Origin of the sequence: Acidimicrobium ferrooxidans DSM 10331 (assembly GCF_000023265.1) — a bacterium.
GTDB classification, from domain to species: Bacteria; Actinomycetota; Acidimicrobiia; order Acidimicrobiales; family Acidimicrobiaceae; genus Acidimicrobium; species Acidimicrobium ferrooxidans.
Genome location: NC_013124.1, coordinates 605079 through 621524, shown reverse-complemented (window position 1 = coordinate 621524; position 16446 = coordinate 605079). Strand labels below are relative to the sequence as shown.

General features: G+C 70.2%; 17 protein-coding genes. 5 read left to right on the top strand and 12 right to left on the bottom strand.

All coding sequences use genetic code 11. From position 1 onward, the window contains the following. Positions 1-36: 36 nt before the first annotated feature. Entirely contained in the window at positions 37-867 is an 831-nt protein-coding gene (locus AFER_RS03145) for an HAD family hydrolase (protein WP_015798064.1), read from the bottom strand. After that, positions 868-1638, bottom strand: a complete 771-nt coding sequence (locus tag AFER_RS10825; protein ID WP_015798063.1) for an oxygenase MpaB family protein — start codon at positions 1636-1638, stop codon at positions 868-870. Between the two features lie 56 nt (positions 1639-1694). Between AFER_RS10825 and AFER_RS03135 the strand changes: the two genes are divergently transcribed. From AFER_RS03135 to AFER_RS11915, 3 genes are read left to right on the top strand one after another with little or no spacing between them, the layout of a single operon-like run. Continuing rightward, on the top strand, positions 1695-2069 hold the full coding sequence (locus tag AFER_RS03135) for a hypothetical protein (protein WP_015798062.1): 375 nt from the start codon (positions 1695-1697) through the stop codon (positions 2067-2069). A gap of 55 nt (positions 2070-2124) precedes the next feature. Continuing rightward, the gene (locus tag AFER_RS03130; protein ID WP_015798061.1) at positions 2125-4572 is read left to right on the top strand and encodes a penicillin acylase family protein; all 2448 of its coding nucleotides are present in this window, start codon (positions 2125-2127) and stop codon (positions 4570-4572) included. After that, positions 4569-4934 carry a hypothetical protein gene (locus tag AFER_RS11915; RefSeq protein ID WP_015798060.1) on the top strand — a complete coding sequence of 122 codons (366 nt, stop codon included), beginning with the start codon at positions 4569-4571 and terminating at the stop codon, positions 4932-4934. The genes AFER_RS03130 and AFER_RS11915 overlap by 4 nt, the downstream gene beginning before the upstream one ends. A 330-nt stretch (positions 4935-5264) precedes the next feature. Here the strand turns inward: AFER_RS11915 and AFER_RS03120 are convergent, their stop codons facing one another. The 3 genes from AFER_RS03120 to AFER_RS03110 all read right to left on the bottom strand — a co-directional run bounded on the left by AFER_RS03120 (position 5265) and on the right by AFER_RS03110 (position 7252). Next, a complete protein-coding gene (locus tag AFER_RS03120) occupies positions 5265-5657 on the bottom strand; it encodes a S26 family signal peptidase (RefSeq protein WP_143711925.1) in 393 nt (130 codons plus the stop codon). Between the two features lie 135 nt (positions 5658-5792). Further along, a complete protein-coding gene (locus tag AFER_RS03115; RefSeq protein ID WP_015798058.1) occupies positions 5793-6542 on the bottom strand; it encodes an HAD-IA family hydrolase in 750 nt (249 codons plus the stop codon). Continuing rightward, a complete protein-coding gene (locus AFER_RS03110; RefSeq protein ID WP_015798057.1) occupies positions 6539-7252 on the bottom strand; it encodes a gamma-glutamyl-gamma-aminobutyrate hydrolase family protein in 714 nt (237 codons plus the stop codon). Before AFER_RS03110 ends, AFER_RS03115 begins: the two co-directional genes overlap by 4 nt. Before the next feature lie 47 nt (positions 7253-7299). On the opposite strand from AFER_RS03110, the gene AFER_RS03105 reads away from it, so the two are divergent. Both AFER_RS03105 and AFER_RS03100 read left to right on the top strand, forming a co-directional pair. Beyond that, on the top strand, positions 7300-7980 hold the full coding sequence (locus AFER_RS03105; protein ID WP_015798056.1) for a GNAT family N-acetyltransferase: 681 nt from the start codon (positions 7300-7302) through the stop codon (positions 7978-7980). Positions 7981-8047: 67 nt separating this feature from the next. Continuing rightward, positions 8048-9709 (top strand): N,N-dimethylformamidase beta subunit family domain-containing protein, encoded by a 1662-nt coding sequence (locus tag AFER_RS03100; protein ID WP_015798055.1) that lies wholly within the window; start codon positions 8048-8050, stop codon positions 9707-9709. Here AFER_RS03100 and AFER_RS03095 read toward each other — a convergent pair. The 7 genes from AFER_RS03095 to AFER_RS03060 are packed head-to-tail and all read right to left on the bottom strand — an operon-like array spanning position 9676 to position 16431. Next, positions 9676-10656 carry a potassium channel family protein gene (locus AFER_RS03095; protein ID WP_015798054.1) on the bottom strand — a complete coding sequence of 327 codons (981 nt, stop codon included), beginning with the start codon at positions 10654-10656 and terminating at the stop codon, positions 9676-9678. The two genes, AFER_RS03100 and AFER_RS03095, sit on opposite strands and share 34 nt — an antisense overlap. 59 nt (positions 10657-10715) lie before the next feature. Then, the gene (locus AFER_RS03090) at positions 10716-11915 is read right to left on the bottom strand and encodes a type IV secretory system conjugative DNA transfer family protein (protein ID WP_015798053.1); all 1200 of its coding nucleotides are present in this window, start codon (positions 11913-11915) and stop codon (positions 10716-10718) included. Between the two features lies 1 nt (position 11916). Beyond that, complete coding sequence (locus AFER_RS11910) at positions 11917-13038, bottom strand: CaiB/BaiF CoA transferase family protein (RefSeq protein ID WP_015798052.1); 1122 nt, start codon at positions 13036-13038, stop codon at positions 11917-11919. Further along, positions 13035-13805, bottom strand: coding sequence for an alpha/beta fold hydrolase (locus tag AFER_RS10820; protein WP_015798051.1), 771 nt, complete (start codon positions 13803-13805; stop codon positions 13035-13037). The genes AFER_RS11910 and AFER_RS10820 overlap by 4 nt, the downstream gene beginning before the upstream one ends. Further along, complete coding sequence (locus AFER_RS10815; RefSeq protein WP_015798050.1) at positions 13789-14589, bottom strand: class I SAM-dependent methyltransferase; 801 nt, start codon at positions 14587-14589, stop codon at positions 13789-13791. Before AFER_RS10815 ends, AFER_RS10820 begins: the two co-directional genes overlap by 17 nt. After that, the gene (locus tag AFER_RS03065; protein WP_015798049.1) at positions 14586-15284 is read right to left on the bottom strand and encodes a PH domain-containing protein; all 699 of its coding nucleotides are present in this window, start codon (positions 15282-15284) and stop codon (positions 14586-14588) included. Before AFER_RS03065 ends, AFER_RS10815 begins: the two co-directional genes overlap by 4 nt. A gap of 37 nt (positions 15285-15321) precedes the next feature. Beyond that, complete coding sequence (locus tag AFER_RS03060) at positions 15322-16431, bottom strand: D-alanine--D-alanine ligase family protein (RefSeq protein ID WP_015798048.1); 1110 nt, start codon at positions 16429-16431, stop codon at positions 15322-15324. Between the last annotated feature and the right edge of the window lie 15 nt (positions 16432-16446).

Here is a 16446-nt window from a genome sequence, read left to right as displayed (position 1 = left end):
CGACAGCACCCGAACACCCTCCTGTTCGGCGTCACGCTACCGTTCGCGCCTTGGAAGGCGCTGAGACATTGGCAGGTCAATGGTGTCAACGAAGCGCCTGAGCGCCTCGCCGGCCCCACCGTCACCACAGGCGGACACGATCTCATCCGCCGCTTCCAAGGCGCGCGGATGACCGTCGGCGACCGCGTAAGCGCGGCCCACCGTATGGAACATCGCGACGTCGTTGAGATGGTCGCCGACAGCACCCACCCGCTCGAGGTCGACGCCGAGGACCTCGGCACCGAGACCGATGCCTGAGCCCTTCGACACCCCATGGGCGATGATGTCGAGCCAGTCGCTGGAGCCCGGGATCAGCGACAGGCCTCCAAGGACGCCACGCAGTTGACCCTGCAGCTCGTCCCCACGCCGGTGGGGCGCGCGCACGACGACCTTGAGGACCTCGGCGGCGGCGAGGCCCCGCCGAGCGACGACCGTCGCGACCGCGAACCGTCGCCACTGCGGCTCGAAGAACGCCGGTTCCACGAGGAACTGCTCCCGCGTCTCGACGGCGAACCGAGCCTCGGGGATCTCCCTCGCCACCGCAGAGATGATCTCGGCGACGCTGCCCGGCGGGAGACCGTGGCGCCAGATGACGTCACCCGTGCGCACGTCGAGCCCCAGCACGCCGTTCGAACAGACGCACACAGGCCCGAGGTGCAACGTCCGCGCGATCGCGAGCGACGACCGCGGCCCTCGCGCCGTGACCGGGACGACGGCGAGGCCCCCGCGTCGGGCCGCGGCGAAGGCGTCCGCGCTCCGTCGGACCGGCTCGCCGGTCGAGTCGAGGAGCGTGCCGTCGAAGTCCGTCGCGAAGAGGGCGTCGTCCACCTAGGCGACCCCGAGCGCCGCGAGACGCCGAGGCGACGGCGGCACGATCACCCGCCCGATCCGCGTGGCGAGCTCGAGCAGGACCCACGCGACCGCATCACCGACCGGATCCTCCTCCACCTCGAGCGCGACCCGCACCCACGTGGGCAGCGAGTGGCGAACCCAGTGCATCACGGCTGGCCACACCATCTGCACGGGCCCCTCGACGTGCAGCGCCTCGAGGACCTCGAACGCGCGGCGGAAGGCGGGCGACACGGTCAGGGTCGGCCACGACTCGACGAGACGGACGCACCCCGCGAAGTCGGCTGGCACGAGACCGAGGTCCGCGCCCATGCGCTCGGCGAAGCGCCGCATCTCGGTGGTGTAGGTATCCAGCAGTGACGTCGGAGCGCCAGGGTGCAAGGTTCGATACGCCACGCTGACCGAGGCGACGAGCGAATCGTGCACGAAGGCGAGAAGCTCGGGGTCGTTCGCGTCGAAGGGCATCCCCGAGACAGGGTCGACGCCGCGCACCCCCTCATGGAGCCGTCGGACCCTCTCGATGGCGGCGTCGACCTCCTCGAGCGTGCCGTAGGTGATGACGTCGACGAAGTCGACGGTCTCGGCCAGTCGGCGATCGGGATCGTTCTGGAACCTCGAGAACTGATCGACGCCCGCGAGTGCTCGAGGCTCGAGCGCTTGGACCGCGAGTGCGCGCAAACCCCCGATCAGGCCGGCAGCATCACCATGGAGCACCCACACCGCCGATGAAGGACCGAACAGGGTCGCCATGGGTCCGAGCCTACCCGGGGCCCAGCACCGCCAGCAGGTCTCGGTAGGCTGGGCTCGTGGGACCCACCAAGGCACTGCGCCTAGCGGCGGTCGCGGTCGCCGGTGGAGCGCTCCTTGCGGCCTGCGGCGCGAGCGCCGGATCGAACGCGACAGCGGCGTGCCGACTCGTGCGCTCCTCCATCGCCCTCTGGCAACGGGCGAACACGGCCTCGGGTGCGACGCGCAGCGCGCTCGCCTCGCAAGCCGAGGTGCTCCTCGAACGTGCCGAACCCCTCGCCAACATCGCGGCCGGCGCGAACAGCGGTTATCAGCCGCTCGCTGCGACCCTCGGCGAGGTGGGACGGGTGAGCGAGGACCACCTCGTCCGAGCCCTCCAGCAAGAATGCGCACACCCGAACGCGGCGTCGGGACCCCTGCTACCGAGCTCGTGAGCTGACGAGCCCCCTTGGCGTTCGACTGCTACTGTCGCACGCGGGGGGAGGTCACGTGCGGATCGGACGCGTCGTTGCGGCAGCGGTCGTGCTCGCTGGGGTCGTCGGCATCGAGGCGGTTGGGGTCGCGGGCGTTCCCGCGCTCGGCAGCGTGCTCGATCCCTCGACAGGGGTACTCGCCCTCGCCACACGGGCAGGGATGCCCACGTCGGCCTCGTTCCAGATGGCGGTCCCGGGCACCGCGCGGATCGGCTTTACGTCGACGGGTTTCATCGGGGTCAGTGCCACGAGCGATGCGAGCCTCTGGTACGCGATGGGGTATGCCGAGGGTCGTACACGCCTGTTCGAGATGGACCTGCTGCGACGAGAGGCGGGCGGCACGCTCGCAGCGCTGCTCGGACACACCTACCTTGCATCGGACGAGTTCCAGCTACGCCTCGGGGTGCGAGCCGCGGCCGAGGCGAACCTCGCGGCGCTGCCTCCCGCCGATCGCGCGATCCTCGACGAGTTCACGGCCGGCGTGAACGCCGCACGCAGCTGGGAGATCGCCCATCATGCCCTGTCGACGCCCTACCTCCTCCTCGGTACGACGCCAGCGCCCTGGCAGCCCGTCGACAGCATGCTCGTCCAAGAGTTCCTCGCCGAAGAGCTCGACTACACCCAGCAGCCCGTCGACCTCACGCGTGCGGTCGCGCGCCTCGGGCTCGCTCGCGTGAAGGCATTGTTCCCCACGCTCGCCGCCGATCCCCAGAGCCCCTTCGACACCGGGCCCTATCCGGCAAGCGGCATCACGCCGCTCGACCCGCCGGTCCCCGTCTCACACCAACTCACATCGGCCCTTGGCAGCATCGAGCGGGCCTGGAGCGGCGTGCCCGCGTGGGCCCGCCACCAAGCCGGTGACTCGAACAACTGGGCCATCGCAGCCACGCACACCACGACCGGCGCGCCGATCCTCGCTGGCGACCCGCACCTGCCCCAGACACTCCCGTCGATCTGGCTCTGGCTGAGTGCCAATGCACCTGGCTACCACTTCGCAGGGGTCGCGGCGCCAGGCCTGCCCATCGTCCTGATCGGGCGCACCCCGACGACCGCGTGGAGCCTCACCGACGCCGAGACACAGGCGACGTACTTCTACCGCATGACCACCTCCCCCTCACACCCCGGCGCCTATCGCTTCGACGGCACGTGGCGCCCCTACACCTACCGGCACTACACCATCGCCATCCACGGAGGCCAGCCGGTGACCATCACGGTGCCGGTCACCGTCGATGGCCCAGTGATCTCGCTCCGCGGCACCCCCGTCGCGGTGGACTGGCTCGGCGACCAGGTCTCGCTGGACTTCCCGGCCCTCCTCAAGGCCATCAAGGCGCAGACGCTCGGCGAGTTCGAACAGGCACTTCGCGGATGGAAGGCACCCGCGCAGAACTTCGCCTTCGCCGATGCCCAAGGGCAGATCGGCATCATCGCAGCCGGGGAATACCTCCAGTTCCGTCGCGCCATCCCCTGGCTCGTGATGAACGGCAACGGCACCGAACAGCCCATCGGTGCCATCCCCTTCGATGCCGTCCCGGAGTCCAACAACCCGGCACGAGGCTTCGTCTTCTCGGCGAACCAGCGCCCCGTGGGTCCTGGCTACCCCTACTACCTCGGCACGAGTGCCGACTTCTACGCGAACGGCTTTCGAGCCGACGAGATCGCCCATGTACTCTCGACTACCCCGCATCTCGGTGTGCGTGCGGTCGAGCACCTGCAAACCTCGGTCACGGACTACCTCGCCACCCAGCTCGTACCGTGGATCGTGCACCACGCCCACGCCGCGCCTGGCACGAGTGCAGCCGCGGCGCTCCACCTCCTCGCCTCCTGGAACGACCAGATGGGAGCCTCGTCGCAAGCGGCGAGCGTCTGGTGGACCTGGCTCGGCTATGACATCCGTGACCTGTTCGGTCCGCTCTGGCGCAGCGCTCGGCTCGACCAACCCACGGGCAGCATCCTTGTCATCAACCAGCTCAACGATCCACTGCTCGAGGACCTCCAGGCGATCGACACCGGGACCATGACACCCACCGCGATCGCGACGCCCGGCGATCCTCACCCCTCACCCTCTGCGATCGCCACGGCCGCCCTCGCCCAGACCGCGACCTGGCTCACCAGCCACCTCGGGAGCGTCGGCCATTGGCAGTGGCGTCGCATCCACCGCCGCGAGTTCCCCTCGCTGACGGGCGTGGCCTCGCTCGCCTACGGGCCACGCGGATCGTCCGGCGACGCCTGGACCGTCAACGCCGCCGACGGCGGGCTCTTGTCGGAGCAAGGACCGAGCTGGAGGATGATCGTCGCCTTCGGACGAGCGTCGCTCGGCATCCTCCCTGGTGGCGAGAGCGAGAACCCCCTGTCTGCGTGGTACGAGAACCTGATCCCGCTGTGGTGGAACGGTCGCTACCTCAGCTTCACCACCGCGAGCCTGACCCATCCCATCGCGACCTGGACCTTGGTGGGCCTGCGATGACGCGTCGCCCCCTCCCCTTCGCTGCGGGCATCGTCATCTTCGCTGCGGGCATCGTCATCTGTGCCCTCGGCAACCTCGTCGGCGCGTGGTGGCTCTCGATCGTCGTCGGGGCTGCCCTCGGCCTCGTGGTGGGCGGGTGGCTCGCCGGTCTTGCGGGGCTCATCGGCTGGCTCGTGGACCTCGCCGTCGTCGCCACCAACGGACCGGTCCTTGGCGCAGCTCGCGTCAGCGCCGCCATCGCTGGGCTCGGAGCCGGCGCCGGGCCACTCCTGCTCGTCATCGGAGCCGCGGGCGCCTTCGCCGGCGCCGGACTCGCCGGCGCTCTCGTCCACAACCTCCTCGAGAGGCGACGATCGGGGTGATCGAGGGGCTCTCTCCGCTCGGACGCCACCTGCGAGTCAGCTACTCGCCCGAGCCGTCAAGAGTCCGATCTGGTCACAACAGTCACACCCGCACGCAGCATCGTCGCCAGGAGACATCGTCGCCAGACGCCGAGGAGGCCCGCAGCTGCGGGCCTCCTCGGGTGGGTGTGGGGGGGTTGTAATGGTCAACCTAGGCCCGTGCTCTGGGGATGGCAGGCACGGAACCTGTGGAGTGCGTAGGAGTCGGGCATCCACGCTGGCCCGCAACGCCAACGAGGCCCGCAGCTGCGGGCCTCGTTGGATGGGTGTGGGGGGTTGGTGATCTTCACCTTAGGTAATCGTGCTGGGGATGGTTGGTAGCCCAGCTGTGGAGTCGCTGGATGGCGCAGGCGCGACCCGGCCCCGCCGATCGCTCGGCCCGTAGCGCCACCAGACCACGCCGTGGATGCGTCCTCGTGCGATCCATCCGAGGCTCCGCGAATCGGTCGAGTGAGCGAGATCGTCCCCGACCACCCACACGGCACCTCGTACTCGAGCCGCAACGCGCTTGACGGCGAGGGGCCGTCCACCGCCTAAGTCGACGACGACGATCCTCCCCACCCGAGCGCGCCCGGGCCCCACGACGAGACGATCGCCAGGTTCGAGGGCCGGGCGCATGGAGAGGCCGTCGACCACGACGCGCCGAGGCCGGAGCATCCACCCGACCACGAGAACAGCCAGCATGACAAGGCCCACGAGCCCGTGCCACCCTTGCAGTCGGCACGCACACCGCCTGGGTGAGACACCCAGGCATCCAGCGATCCGCAGCCGGCCCCTCACGACCCGAGCAGCCACGCGCGCTGCTCGCGCGCTGCGCACCTACCCACGCTCGACGAGTCGCTCCAGCAGTGCGAGGTCCACGACACCCTCGTGCGGGGCGCCGTCGACAACGATCGTTGCGGGGGACGCTGGCTCTCCGAGCGAGCTGGCGAGCACGTCCGCCTCGTGCAGATCCTCGTCCTTCGCATAGAGAGATCGGGTCACCACCACCGCAAGGCCCGCACCCTTGGCGGCGAGCAAACCGTTACGGTTGTCCTCGATCGCGACGACCGTGTCGTAGCTTGACCCGAGCGCACCGAGCGCCCAGTGGTAGATCCCCGGATCGGGCTTCTTGCGCACCACCACGTCGCCGAGGGCGAGCGCGGCGAAACGATCCTGCCAGTCCGGCCCGAGCTCGGCTCGTAACAGCGCGTCGAGGCTGGGGAACGTCGTCGTCGACGCCGCCGCCACGGCGACCTTCGCGCTCGCGAGCTCGTCGAGCAGTCGACGCACTCCAGGCCGCAACGAGATGCCGCCAGCGGCGACGATCGCGGCGTAGGCGGCGTTCTTGGCCTCGTGGAGCGCATCGAGATCGACCCCGTTGGGAGCGGCGTCGGGATGCTCGGCGAGGTAGGCCTCGACCCGCTCCTTGCCGCCAGCGACCTGGAGCCACCGCCCGTACTCCTCGACGCTCCAGTGAATGTCGAGACCGAACTGCGCGAACGCCTGGTTGTAGGCGACTCGATGCCCGTCGCGTTCGGTCTCGGCGAGCGTACCGTCGACGTCGAAGATCACGGCTCGCAGACTCATGACCGGCTCCCGTGAGCGACCAGCCACTCGAACAAGCCTTGAGCCCGCTCATCGCTGTCGAGCATGCGCTCCGGATGCCACTGGACCGCGAGGAACCCCCGTCCCTCGAGCGCCTCGATGACCCCGTCCTCGGAGCGAGCGACGACGCGGGCCCCTTCGGCCGGACGCTCCACCGCTTGGTGGTGGAGCGAGTTGACGCCGTAGTGCGTTCCGACCAGGCTCGCGAGCACGCTGTCTGGCTCGACGAGCACGTCGTGGGCGACGTCGTACTCGTGCTCGGGCACGCTGTGGCGACGATAGCCCGCCTCCTCGAGGTCCTGGACCAGCGTGCCGCCGAGGGCCACGTTCAGGATCTGCACTCCCCGACACACCGCGAGCAGCGCGACACCCGCATCGAGCGCCGCGTGGACCAACGCGATCTCGAGCTCGTCACGCGCCGGCTCGACGCCGTAGAGCCGCTCGGTGCGCGCAGACTCGCCATAGCGCTCGGGCCCGACGTCGCCGCCACCGGTGAGCACGATCCCTGCGACGCTCTGGACGAGCTCCTTGGCCCGTGCCGCCACGTCGGCCGGATCGCCGACCCCGAGCGTGCTCGGCCACACGACCGCGGCCGCGCCTGCTCGCGCGAGGCCACGGAGATAGCCGTCGTGCAGACCGACGTAGCGCGGCTTTGCCTCACCGATCAGGCCGGCAGTGACTCCGATGAGCATGTCGCCTCCTCCCGAGCCTCAACCTAGCCGTACCCTAGGCTGGCGACGTGCCCATCGATCCGAACCATCCCCTGGTGCACTTCGCGCCGGAGCTCGGCGTGGCGATCCGCACCCCCGTCGTCACACTCGCATCCCCCACCATGGACGAACTCGCCCGCCTCGCCGAGCGAGCCGGTGAGGGCATCCACGCACCTGACGCCATGCCCTTCTCGACCGCGTGGACCCGGGGCAGCGCTGACGAAGTGGCGAGCCGTGTCGTTCGCCACTGGCTCCGGACCGTCGGTGCGAACGAGGCGACGCCGATCGCAACGCTGCCCTTCGTCGTTTTCCACCCGACCGAGGGGCCGATCGGCGTCCAGGACCTCGTCCTCGCCCGAGGGTGGCCGAGCCTTGCCACCGTCTCGACGGGCTCATGGCTCACCGCAGCTGCGCAGGGACGCGGCATCGGCACCTGGATGCGCCGCGCGGTGCTCACGCTCGCCTTTCGCCACCTCGGCGCCGCTCGGGCCGAGACCACCGCCCACGCCGACAACCTCGCGAGCCGTCGCGTGAGCGAGAAGGTCGGCTATCGGGAGGTCGGCACCAGCATCGCCCTCGTCGAGGGGCGCGAACGCCTCCTCGTGCACTACCGGCTCGAGCGCGGCGACGTCGAGGACGACCCCTCGATCATCGTCACCGGTCTCGGGCCCGAGGTCCTCAAGCGACTCATGGCCATACCCGCCACCTGAGGCGCCGAGGGCCCCACAGGTTGGCTCGGCTAGCCTTGGCCCCCCAGGGGAGCCCCGGGGAGGTTGCATGCCTGGGATGCACAGCCGCTCGGATCGACGCCCGCGATCAGCAGGGCGCAATCCGTTCGTCATCGCGACGATCGTCGTGGTCATCGCGGCGCTCGTCGGTGGCGCGATCGCGCTCGTTGCCCATCCACGGACGGCCCCCCACACCACGCCGACCACGCCACATCGCCGACGACATGCGCAGCCGGCCACCTTCCTCGGCCCCTGGGGCGTCGAGGCTCGCTGGGTGATCCAGGAGAACGACAAGCCCGGTACCACGGCGTGGCGGATCGGCCTCCAACCCGCCAACACCTTCATCGAGGGCTACTCCAACCGTCCCCAAGCCCGTCTCGGCCAAATGGTCGACCTGTACGTGTCGACGAACGCGCCCACGTTCACCGTCGAGGCGTTCCGGATGGGCTGGTACCACGGGACCGGCGCTCGCCTGGTGTGGCACTCTGGGGTCCTCGCCGGCCACGTCGAGCCCGCCTGTCCCGTGAGTGCGCCCCTCTACATGGTGCAGTGCTCCTGGCAACGAGCGACCCAGTTCGCGATCACCCCCGCCTTCGTGCAGGGCGACTACCTCCTCAAGCTGGTCGCCTCCAACGGAGCTGCGAGCTACGTCCCCCTCACGGTCTGGGATCCATCGTCGAAGGCCGCCTACGTGGTCATGAACGCGGTCTTCACCTGGCAGGTCTTCAACCCCTTCGGTGGCTACGACCTCTACCAGCAGGGCGCGTCGACCGCGCCGGGCTACCCCCCTCCTGATCGCTCACGCGTAGTCTCGTTCGACCGGCCCTACGGCTACGGCAACGGCGCGGCGACCTTCATCACCAACGAACTCCCCCTCATCGAGCTCATGGAGCGCCACGGCCTCGACGTGACCTACTGGACCGACATCACCCTGGCCACCCACGGAGCCCTGCTCACCAACCATCGCGTTCTCCTCTCGCTCGGCCACGACGAGGAGTGGTCGCTGCGCATGCGCGAGGCGGTGCTCCAGGCCGAGGGACGAGGGGTCAACCTGGTGTTCTTCGGGGCGAGCCCCATCCTCCGCAAGGTCCGCCTCGCCGCGAGCCCGCTCGGACCCAACCTCGAGGTCGTCAACTATCGCGACCCGCAGGAGGACCCGCTCTATGGCGTCGACAACGCCCGTGTCACCCAGAACTGGTGGGGACAAGCCCCGGCGGACGCACCGGCCTCCGAGATCGTCGGGGACTCCTACATCGGTTTCAACAACACCCAGCATTTCCCGCTCGTCGTGACGGACGCATCGTCGTGGCTGTATGCGGGCACCGGCCTCACGAACGGTGCCACGGTGCCCAACGTGCTCTTCACCGACTTCGACGGCTACATCCCTGCGCGGCCGAACCCACCGGGCGTCGAGATCCTCGCCCACTCACCGGTCGTGATCGGCTTCTCCGGGGCGCATTACTACGCCGACACGACCTACGTGACGAGCCCCACCTCGAAGGCGGGGGTCTTCGAGAGCGGCACGAACAACTGGATCCCAGCGCTCGCTCCGTGTGGGGCGGACACGAGCGGCTGTCCCGCTCCGATCCTCACCACCATGACGCGCAACATCTTGCGCCTCTTCGGTGAAGGCCCCACCGGTCTCGTCGCGCCCTCGACGGCGAACTGGCAGCGCTTCTACGCGCCAGGTTCGCTCGGAGCGGAGGGCTGACGCTCGCTCACCACCACGACGCGATCGCCAGCGGCAAGCGACTCGGAGCCGATCCCGACGGCGAGCTCGACCCGATCGCCGCGTACGCGACCGATGACGAGCCCCCCCAGTCGATCGCCCGCGTCGTCGAGGGTCATCCCCACCAGCGCATCGGTCACCGGGAGTTCGACGAGCCGCACGCGCTCGCTCGCCACGAGCTCGAGCAGCAGGTTCCCGGCGTGCGGCGTCTCGGCCCCTTTGGCCAGCGTGTGGGCGAGCAGCTCATCGACCGCGATGCTCGCTTGGACGCCGAGCCCACCGAGCGCCTCGCGGACCTTGGCCGATGCCGCCGCGACGAGCACCGGCACCGTCGGCGCGAGCTCGCGGACGAGGACCGCGACGAGCAGCGACTCGGCGTCGTCGCTGCCTGCGACGATGATGCGCGATGCTCGCTCGAGGTGGACACGCCGGAGCGATCCCTCGTCGGTCGGATCGGCCTGGATCTGCTCGGCGCGGATCCCGAGACCCGCGATCGGCTGGGAGGCGACGATGCGAACCCGCTCGCCCGCTCGAACCAGCTCTTCGGCGATACGGCCGAGGGCTCGGTGCGAACCGACGAGCGCGACGAATCCCGTATCCGACTCCGCAATGGTCACGGTGAGCAGCCTACCCAGGCGACTCGCGGTGATCTGGGCCGCGACGACGGCGAACACGCCGCCCGCGAGCGGGATCGCCGTGAGCATCACCGCGACGGCGATGATGCGCCCCGCGGTGTTGTGGGGCGTGACGTCCCCATAGCCCACCGTCGTCGCCGTCGTGATCGCCCAGTAGAGGCCGATCCCCAGCGAGACGTGCTCGGCGAGCGAGAACGCTACCGCCCCAGCGAGCACGCTCGCGACGGCCAGCGTGGCGAGCAGCCGCGCCTGAGACGCGCGGACCCGACCGAGGATCCGCAGCAAGAACGGCACGAAGGCATGGTAGCGCGACTTCCCGGAGGTCCTCGATCCGCCCCCGGCCGAGTAGCCCCTCAGAGCGGCGGGTCACCTCGCAACGCGACCATCCCGCTCGATCCCGCCAACTCCACGATCAGCGCCGACCCACGGGGCAAGCTGCGGAGCGCGGCCGGTTCGAGTCTCGCTTGCCGCGTTCGCCGAACCGTCCTCGAGCGACCCCTGGCGCCCTCGTGGACCGCGACCTCGAGCACGTCCTCGCTGCCGAGGAGCGTGCTCAGCACCGCGAGGGTCCCCGCGTCGCCGACACCGCCGAGCACCGCCACGGTACCGAACAGCGTGAGCAGTCCGCGCTCGAGGGCCGGCCAGCGCTCGCGAACCTGCGCGAGATCTTGCACCGCAGCGAGCAGCCAGATCCCCTGCGAGACCCCTTCGGACAGGATGGAGCCGAGCGACGGGATGGGTGCCACGTTGGCGAGCTCGTCGAGCACGAGCCCGAGTCGCCCTGGTTCCCCGCGACGAGCGCGCGCGTAGTACACCCGTCGTAGCTGCTCGAGGAGCGCGACGACGATCGGGGCGAGGATCCGCTGACTCGCACTCGGGGCGACCAGCACGAGGGCGGCACCGGACCCGACGAAGCGTTCGGGGTCGAAACGCTCGGGCGCGGGCGCCTCTCCGAGTCGGTACGCAGCGAGTGCGGCGTGGGCCGTCGAGAAGATGGCCGAGCGCTCGCGCTCCTCCGAGGCGAGCACGCTCGCAAGTCCGCTCAGCGCCCGACGCTCCCCCTGGAGGTCGAGTTCGCCGAGCGCCTCGGAGACGTCGCGCGCCTCCACCCAGGCGACCACGTCGTCGATGGTCCCACCCAGGGTCGCCGCTGCCCGCACGAGGGGTGCGAGCAGCGCACGGGCGCGGTCGTGCCAATGGCGCTCGGCACCGCTCGCGCGACCGAGTGCCGCCTCGACGTAGGCGTCGACACCGAGTACCGCGTCTTCGTAGCGCTTGGCCGCGTCCACGAGGCTCCACGCGACGCGCCGCAAGCCGGCCGCCTCGACGGCGTCGCCCTCGGGGTCCCAGAGCAACACGGTCCGGCCCGAGACGACGAGTGGTTCGATGACGTCGGCCTTGGTCGAGGTGACGACCACCTCACCAGGGAAGGCACGGGCGTTCGGCACGACCAACCGCGTGGTCTTGCCGGAGCGAGGCGGGCCGAGCACGAGCACGTGGCTGGTCGGGGCCGCGAACACCGGCCGCTCGTCGCGATAGCCGAGGTAGAACATCTCACACCACGAGGCCGAGCCCCACGACAGCGCGCGCCCGCTCCGGCTCGAGCCCTGCTGCGACGAGCGCGGCGACCGCGTCGCGCGAGGGCCCCGGACGACTCTCGACCGCTTCGCCATCGAATCGGGGAGCCGGCGCCGGCTCGAGATGGCCGTCGACCTCGACGAACGAGCGTCGCTCGACGTGCTGGGGAGCACTCGCGAGCTCGTCGAGGCCGAGCACCGGGGCGACGCAGGCATCGAGACCGGCGAAGCGCTCCTCCCACACGGCTCGTGGTGCAGAGCCAAAGGCATCCGCGAGCAGCGACGCGAGCTCGCCCCAGCGAGCGCGCTCGTACTGGGCGGCCGGGTCGAAGCGCTCGATGAGGCCGAGCTCGCGGAGCAGGGTGTGAAAGAACTGCGGCTCGAGCGCGCCGACGGCGATCCAGCGCCCATCGGCGCAGCGGTAGGTCCGGTAGAACGGTGCCCCGCCGTCGAGCAGGTTCGCCTCCCGCATGGGCCGCCAGGCACCCTCTCTCATCATGGCGAGCACCATGGTCTCGGTGAGGAGGACCCCGTCGACCATCGCCGCATCCACCACACGCCCCCGACCGCTGCGCTCGCGCTCGATGAGGCCGGCGAGCGCCCCGACGACGCTCAGCATGCCCCCGCTCCCGAAGTCGGCCAGCAGATTGAGCGGAGGCAGCGGCGGCGCATCCGCCGATCCCGTCGCTCCGAGGGCGCCCCCGATGGCGAGGTAGGTGATGTCGTGCCCCGCCCGCTCCGCGAGCGGCCCGCTCTGGCCGAACCCCGTCGTGCGAACGTAGATCAAGCGGTCGTTCGCAGCGCACAACTCGCCAGGACCGATGCCGAGCCGCTCGACCACCCCTGGCCGAAACCCCTCCACGAAGACGTCCGCACGGCTCGCGAGCTCACGGATGAGCGCCCTGCCCTCGGGGTCCTTGGCATCGATGCGAATGACGTGCTTGCCTCGTGCCAACGCATCGGCACCGAGTCCGGCCCCGCTCGGTGGCTCGATCCGTACCACCGTCGCGCCGAGGTCGCCGAGCACCATGCCGGCAAAGGGGACCGGGCCGATCCCCCCGAGCTCGAGGACCCGAACGCCAGCGAGCGGCCCACTCATCGAACGCTCCGACCGAAGCGAGCCAGGTGCGGCCACACAAGGTCCCACGCCGACGTCGTCCATTCGTGTCCGCGCTCGGCGATCACGACGAGCCGTGCCCGCTCGAGCTCGGCCCACGTGTCAAAGGCAGCACGAACCCCGATGAGCGGATCGGCGGCACCGTGGACGATCAGCGTCGCCGGCGCGCACTGCGCGATCGCCTCACGCCACGGGTCGCTGGCGACGACCGCGCCGAGCTGTCGAAGAGCGCCGGCACCGCCCCTCGAGTCGCCGTCACCGGCATCGAGGGCCGCGAGACCCGCGCGAAGGAGGGGTGCGAGAACCGTGGGATCGACGAGGCTCGCGAGGTCGGGCTGGCTCGCGCTCGAGACGAGACACAGACCCGCGGCGCGCTCCGGCGCGATCACCGTGACGTGCTGAGCCACCATGCCACCCAAGGAGACGCCGACGAGCAACGCGCGTGACACGCTCGCTCGCTCGAGCACCTGCACCACGTCGCGGGCCATGTCGACGAGCCGGTACGGCGCGGCGTCGCGATCACCGGCGAGCAGCTCGAACACACGCGGCAGACCGTCGGCGTCGAGCCGAGGAGACCGGCCGCTGTCACGAAGATCGATGCGCACCGTCCCGAACCCGAGACGCCCGAGCCTTGCATCGAGCTCGGCCGGGAAGTCGTCGCTCGAACCGGCCAGGCCGTGGAGCAAGACGGCGTCGCCCCGTTCGCCGTGCCCCGTGCGCTCCCACCAGAGCTCAAGCGGTGCGCTCATCGAGGTCCACCACGATCGTCACCGACGGATTGGCGAGCTCGCCCGGATCGCGAAGCAGCTCGTCGAGGCGCGCGACCTCCTGCTCGCCGAGGCAGAGGCGTCGCCGGAGCGCCTCACGACGCGCCGCGGGGTCGTCTCGGCGTCGTGTGCCCGAGTGGACCTCGACCGTAGGCTCGAGGCCCAGCGCCCACAAGGCCTCGATGACGTCGGCTGCGCTCGGCTCGCTCGGGCGCGCAACGCCCCAGAGCGCCTCGAACATGGCGGCCGAGCCGTAGTGGGGATGGTGCAAGGTGAGTTCGAGGACCATCCCGACGTGAGCGATCCGCACCAACTCGCCAAGGTAGAGGCCGAGGTCGGCGACGTTGTAGGCGACGTGGTGTGACGTGACGACGTCGACGGACTCCATGGTCGGCAACAGCTCCTCGAGCCGTCCCACCCGGGTCTCGACGAGGACGGTCGGGTGGCGCCTCGCCTCGGCGAGCAGGGCCTCGATCATGCCAGCGTGCTCGTCGAGGGCGATCACCCGCCGCGCGGACTCGACGACCGGCCAGAAGGCGGCTCCCGCCCCGGAGCCCACGTCGAGCAGGCTCCCCTCATCGGCGCGCTCGAGCAACGCACGCGTCGCCCGATGCGACGGCGAGAGCGGTGCGTCGGGATCGGGCAGGAACATCGCCGGATCGAGCCGCCACGGCGACGCGTCGCCGTGGCGCGCGATCTCGGGTGGGATGGCCCACGCAGCAAGGTTGCGGCGCCATCGCGCCTCGATCGGGTCGAGTATGGTCACGGTCCTCCTTCGACGTCCCCTTCGGACTCTCGCGCGCCGTCGCCCCAGAGCACCTGCTCCTTGGCGCGCTGGAACTCGTCGTCGCTGATCTCGCCCATGCGATGCAAGAACGCGAGCATCTGGATCTGCTCGACGAGGCTCCCCCCGGTCGATGTCGCCGTTGGAGTCGGCGTCGACTCGCTCGCTTGAGTCAGTCGCGAAATCTCCTGGCGAAGGCGCGCCGGCCCGTGGAGGTAGGTCACGACCTCTTGTCCGTTGGCGTTGCCCGAGACGATACGAACCCTGCCGAAGTCGAGCAACCTCCCGATGAGCCCCTGCTCGGTGGAGACGTCGTTCACGTGCTTCAGTGGGATCTCGCTCGTGCGGCGGGCGAAGACTCCTCGGGTGAACACGACCCGGCGATCCGTGAGCAACAGGAGTTCGGACCGCCAGCGCACTACCCCGATCACGATCCACAGGACCGAGCCCACCGCGACCGGGGCCGCGATGAGCAACGATGGTCCGAATCCGACGCCAGCCACGAGCGCCGCGACGACGAGCCCGACGAGCCCACCGCCGCTCGCCTCGATGAGTCGCCACCAGTGGGGATGGAAGACGTGCTCGAGGCGCTCGTTCGACACGAGCAACGCCGCGACGCGCCGCTGCACGCTCGGGCGTTGATCCCGCAGACCGGTCGTCGGATGACCCCTCGCCACAGCGGCCCACCCTACTCGTGACGAGGGGTCGTGTTCCTCAGGCGAGCTTGGCCGCGATGGACCCCGCCGAGCGCAGGACCGAGCCGTCGGCCCCGGCCACGTTCGGCCGATAGGTCGCTCGCTCGAGTGCCTCGCGGATGTCGGCCTCGAGCTGGGCCGCAAAGGGGATCTTCGGCTCGACGAACAGGTAGTGCGACAGGCTCCCTGGGATGGTGTTGACCTCGTTGACGTAGCACTCGCCCTCGGTGCTGGCGAGAAAATCCACCCGCATGACTCCCCGCGAATCGAGGAGTTCGCCCACGCTGAGGGCAAGGGAGCGAATGGTCTCGGCGAGCTCGGGAGCGATCGCAGCCGGCAACTCCCGTGGGGCCGTCGCCATGCCCCCGATGGGCTGGTACTTCTCTCGATAGGTGAGGATGGGCTCGCCCGGGGCGCTGCGCAGTGGACGCTCGATCGCCGACAGGGTCGGGGTCGGGAAACGCCGGAGGGCTACCTGTACATCCATGAGGTCGGGGCGATAGGGCTCGACGACCATGCCGTCGCGGAAATGCTCCGAGCGCTGCATGCGTGCCTCGAGCTGGGCCCGATCCTCGAGGACCTCGATACCGATCGACGAGCCGCCGAAGCGCGGCTTGGCGATGTAGGGTCCGTCGAAGGTCACGCGGCGCCCGTCCTCGCGCGGCAAGCACGCGATGCCGTGGTGGCGCAACAGGCTCGCGAACGCGAGTTTGTCCATCCCGAGTGCGGCGGTCCGAGCACTGGGGCCGGTGTAGCGCACGCCCGCAAGATCGAGCGCCCCCTGGAGCGCCCCGTCCTCGCCCGGACCGCCGTGACAGCAGTTCACCACCACGTCGAGCTCGAGCAGCTCGCGCTTTGGTCGCAGGCCGCCCCTCGGCTCGACGAAGCCGCCGTCGCGCCCGACGACGAGCTCGAGCGGTCTCGCCCCCGCCGGGACCCCGCCCGCGTAGGCCTCGGCCTCGAGGGAGGGCTCGACGCGGTAGAACGACCCCTCCTTCGACCAGTAGATCGCGACCGGTGACCCACCGCTCTCGGCCAGCGCGCGGAGCGCCTGCAGCCCGGTGAGGATGGAGATGTCATGCTCGGGACTTGGGCCGCCGAAGCAGACGCCGACGCGCGTCGTGGCCACGTTGCCTCCTTCTGC

Bases quoted from the DNA above. Each gene is read 5' to 3' on its own strand.
- AFER_RS11915 (WP_015798060.1), top strand. From the start codon at position 4,569: ATGACGCGTCGCCCCCTCCCCTTCGCTGCGGGCATCGTCATCTTCGCT.
- AFER_RS03110 (WP_015798057.1), bottom strand. From the start codon at position 7,252: ATGCTCATCGGAGTCACTGCCGGCCTGATCGGTGAGGCAAAGCCGCGC.
- AFER_RS11910 (WP_015798052.1), bottom strand. From the start codon at position 13,038: ATGAGTGGGCCGCTCGCTGGCGTTCGGGTCCTCGAGCTCGGGGGGATC.
- AFER_RS03120 (WP_143711925.1), bottom strand. From the start codon at position 5,657: ATGCTGGCTGTTCTCGTGGTCGGGTGGATGCTCCGGCCTCGGCGCGTC.
- AFER_RS03100 (WP_015798055.1), top strand. From the start codon at position 8,048: ATGCCTGGGATGCACAGCCGCTCGGATCGACGCCCGCGATCAGCAGGG.
- AFER_RS03115 (WP_015798058.1), bottom strand. From the start codon at position 6,542: ATGAGTCTGCGAGCCGTGATCTTCGACGTCGACGGTACGCTCGCCGAG.
- AFER_RS10825 (WP_015798063.1), bottom strand. From the start codon at position 1,638: ATGGCGACCCTGTTCGGTCCTTCATCGGCGGTGTGGGTGCTCCATGGT.
- AFER_RS03090 (WP_015798053.1), bottom strand. From the start codon at position 11,915: ATGTTCTACCTCGGCTATCGCGACGAGCGGCCGGTGTTCGCGGCCCCG.
- AFER_RS10820 (WP_015798051.1), bottom strand. From the start codon at position 13,805: ATGAGCGCACCGCTTGAGCTCTGGTGGGAGCGCACGGGGCACGGCGAA.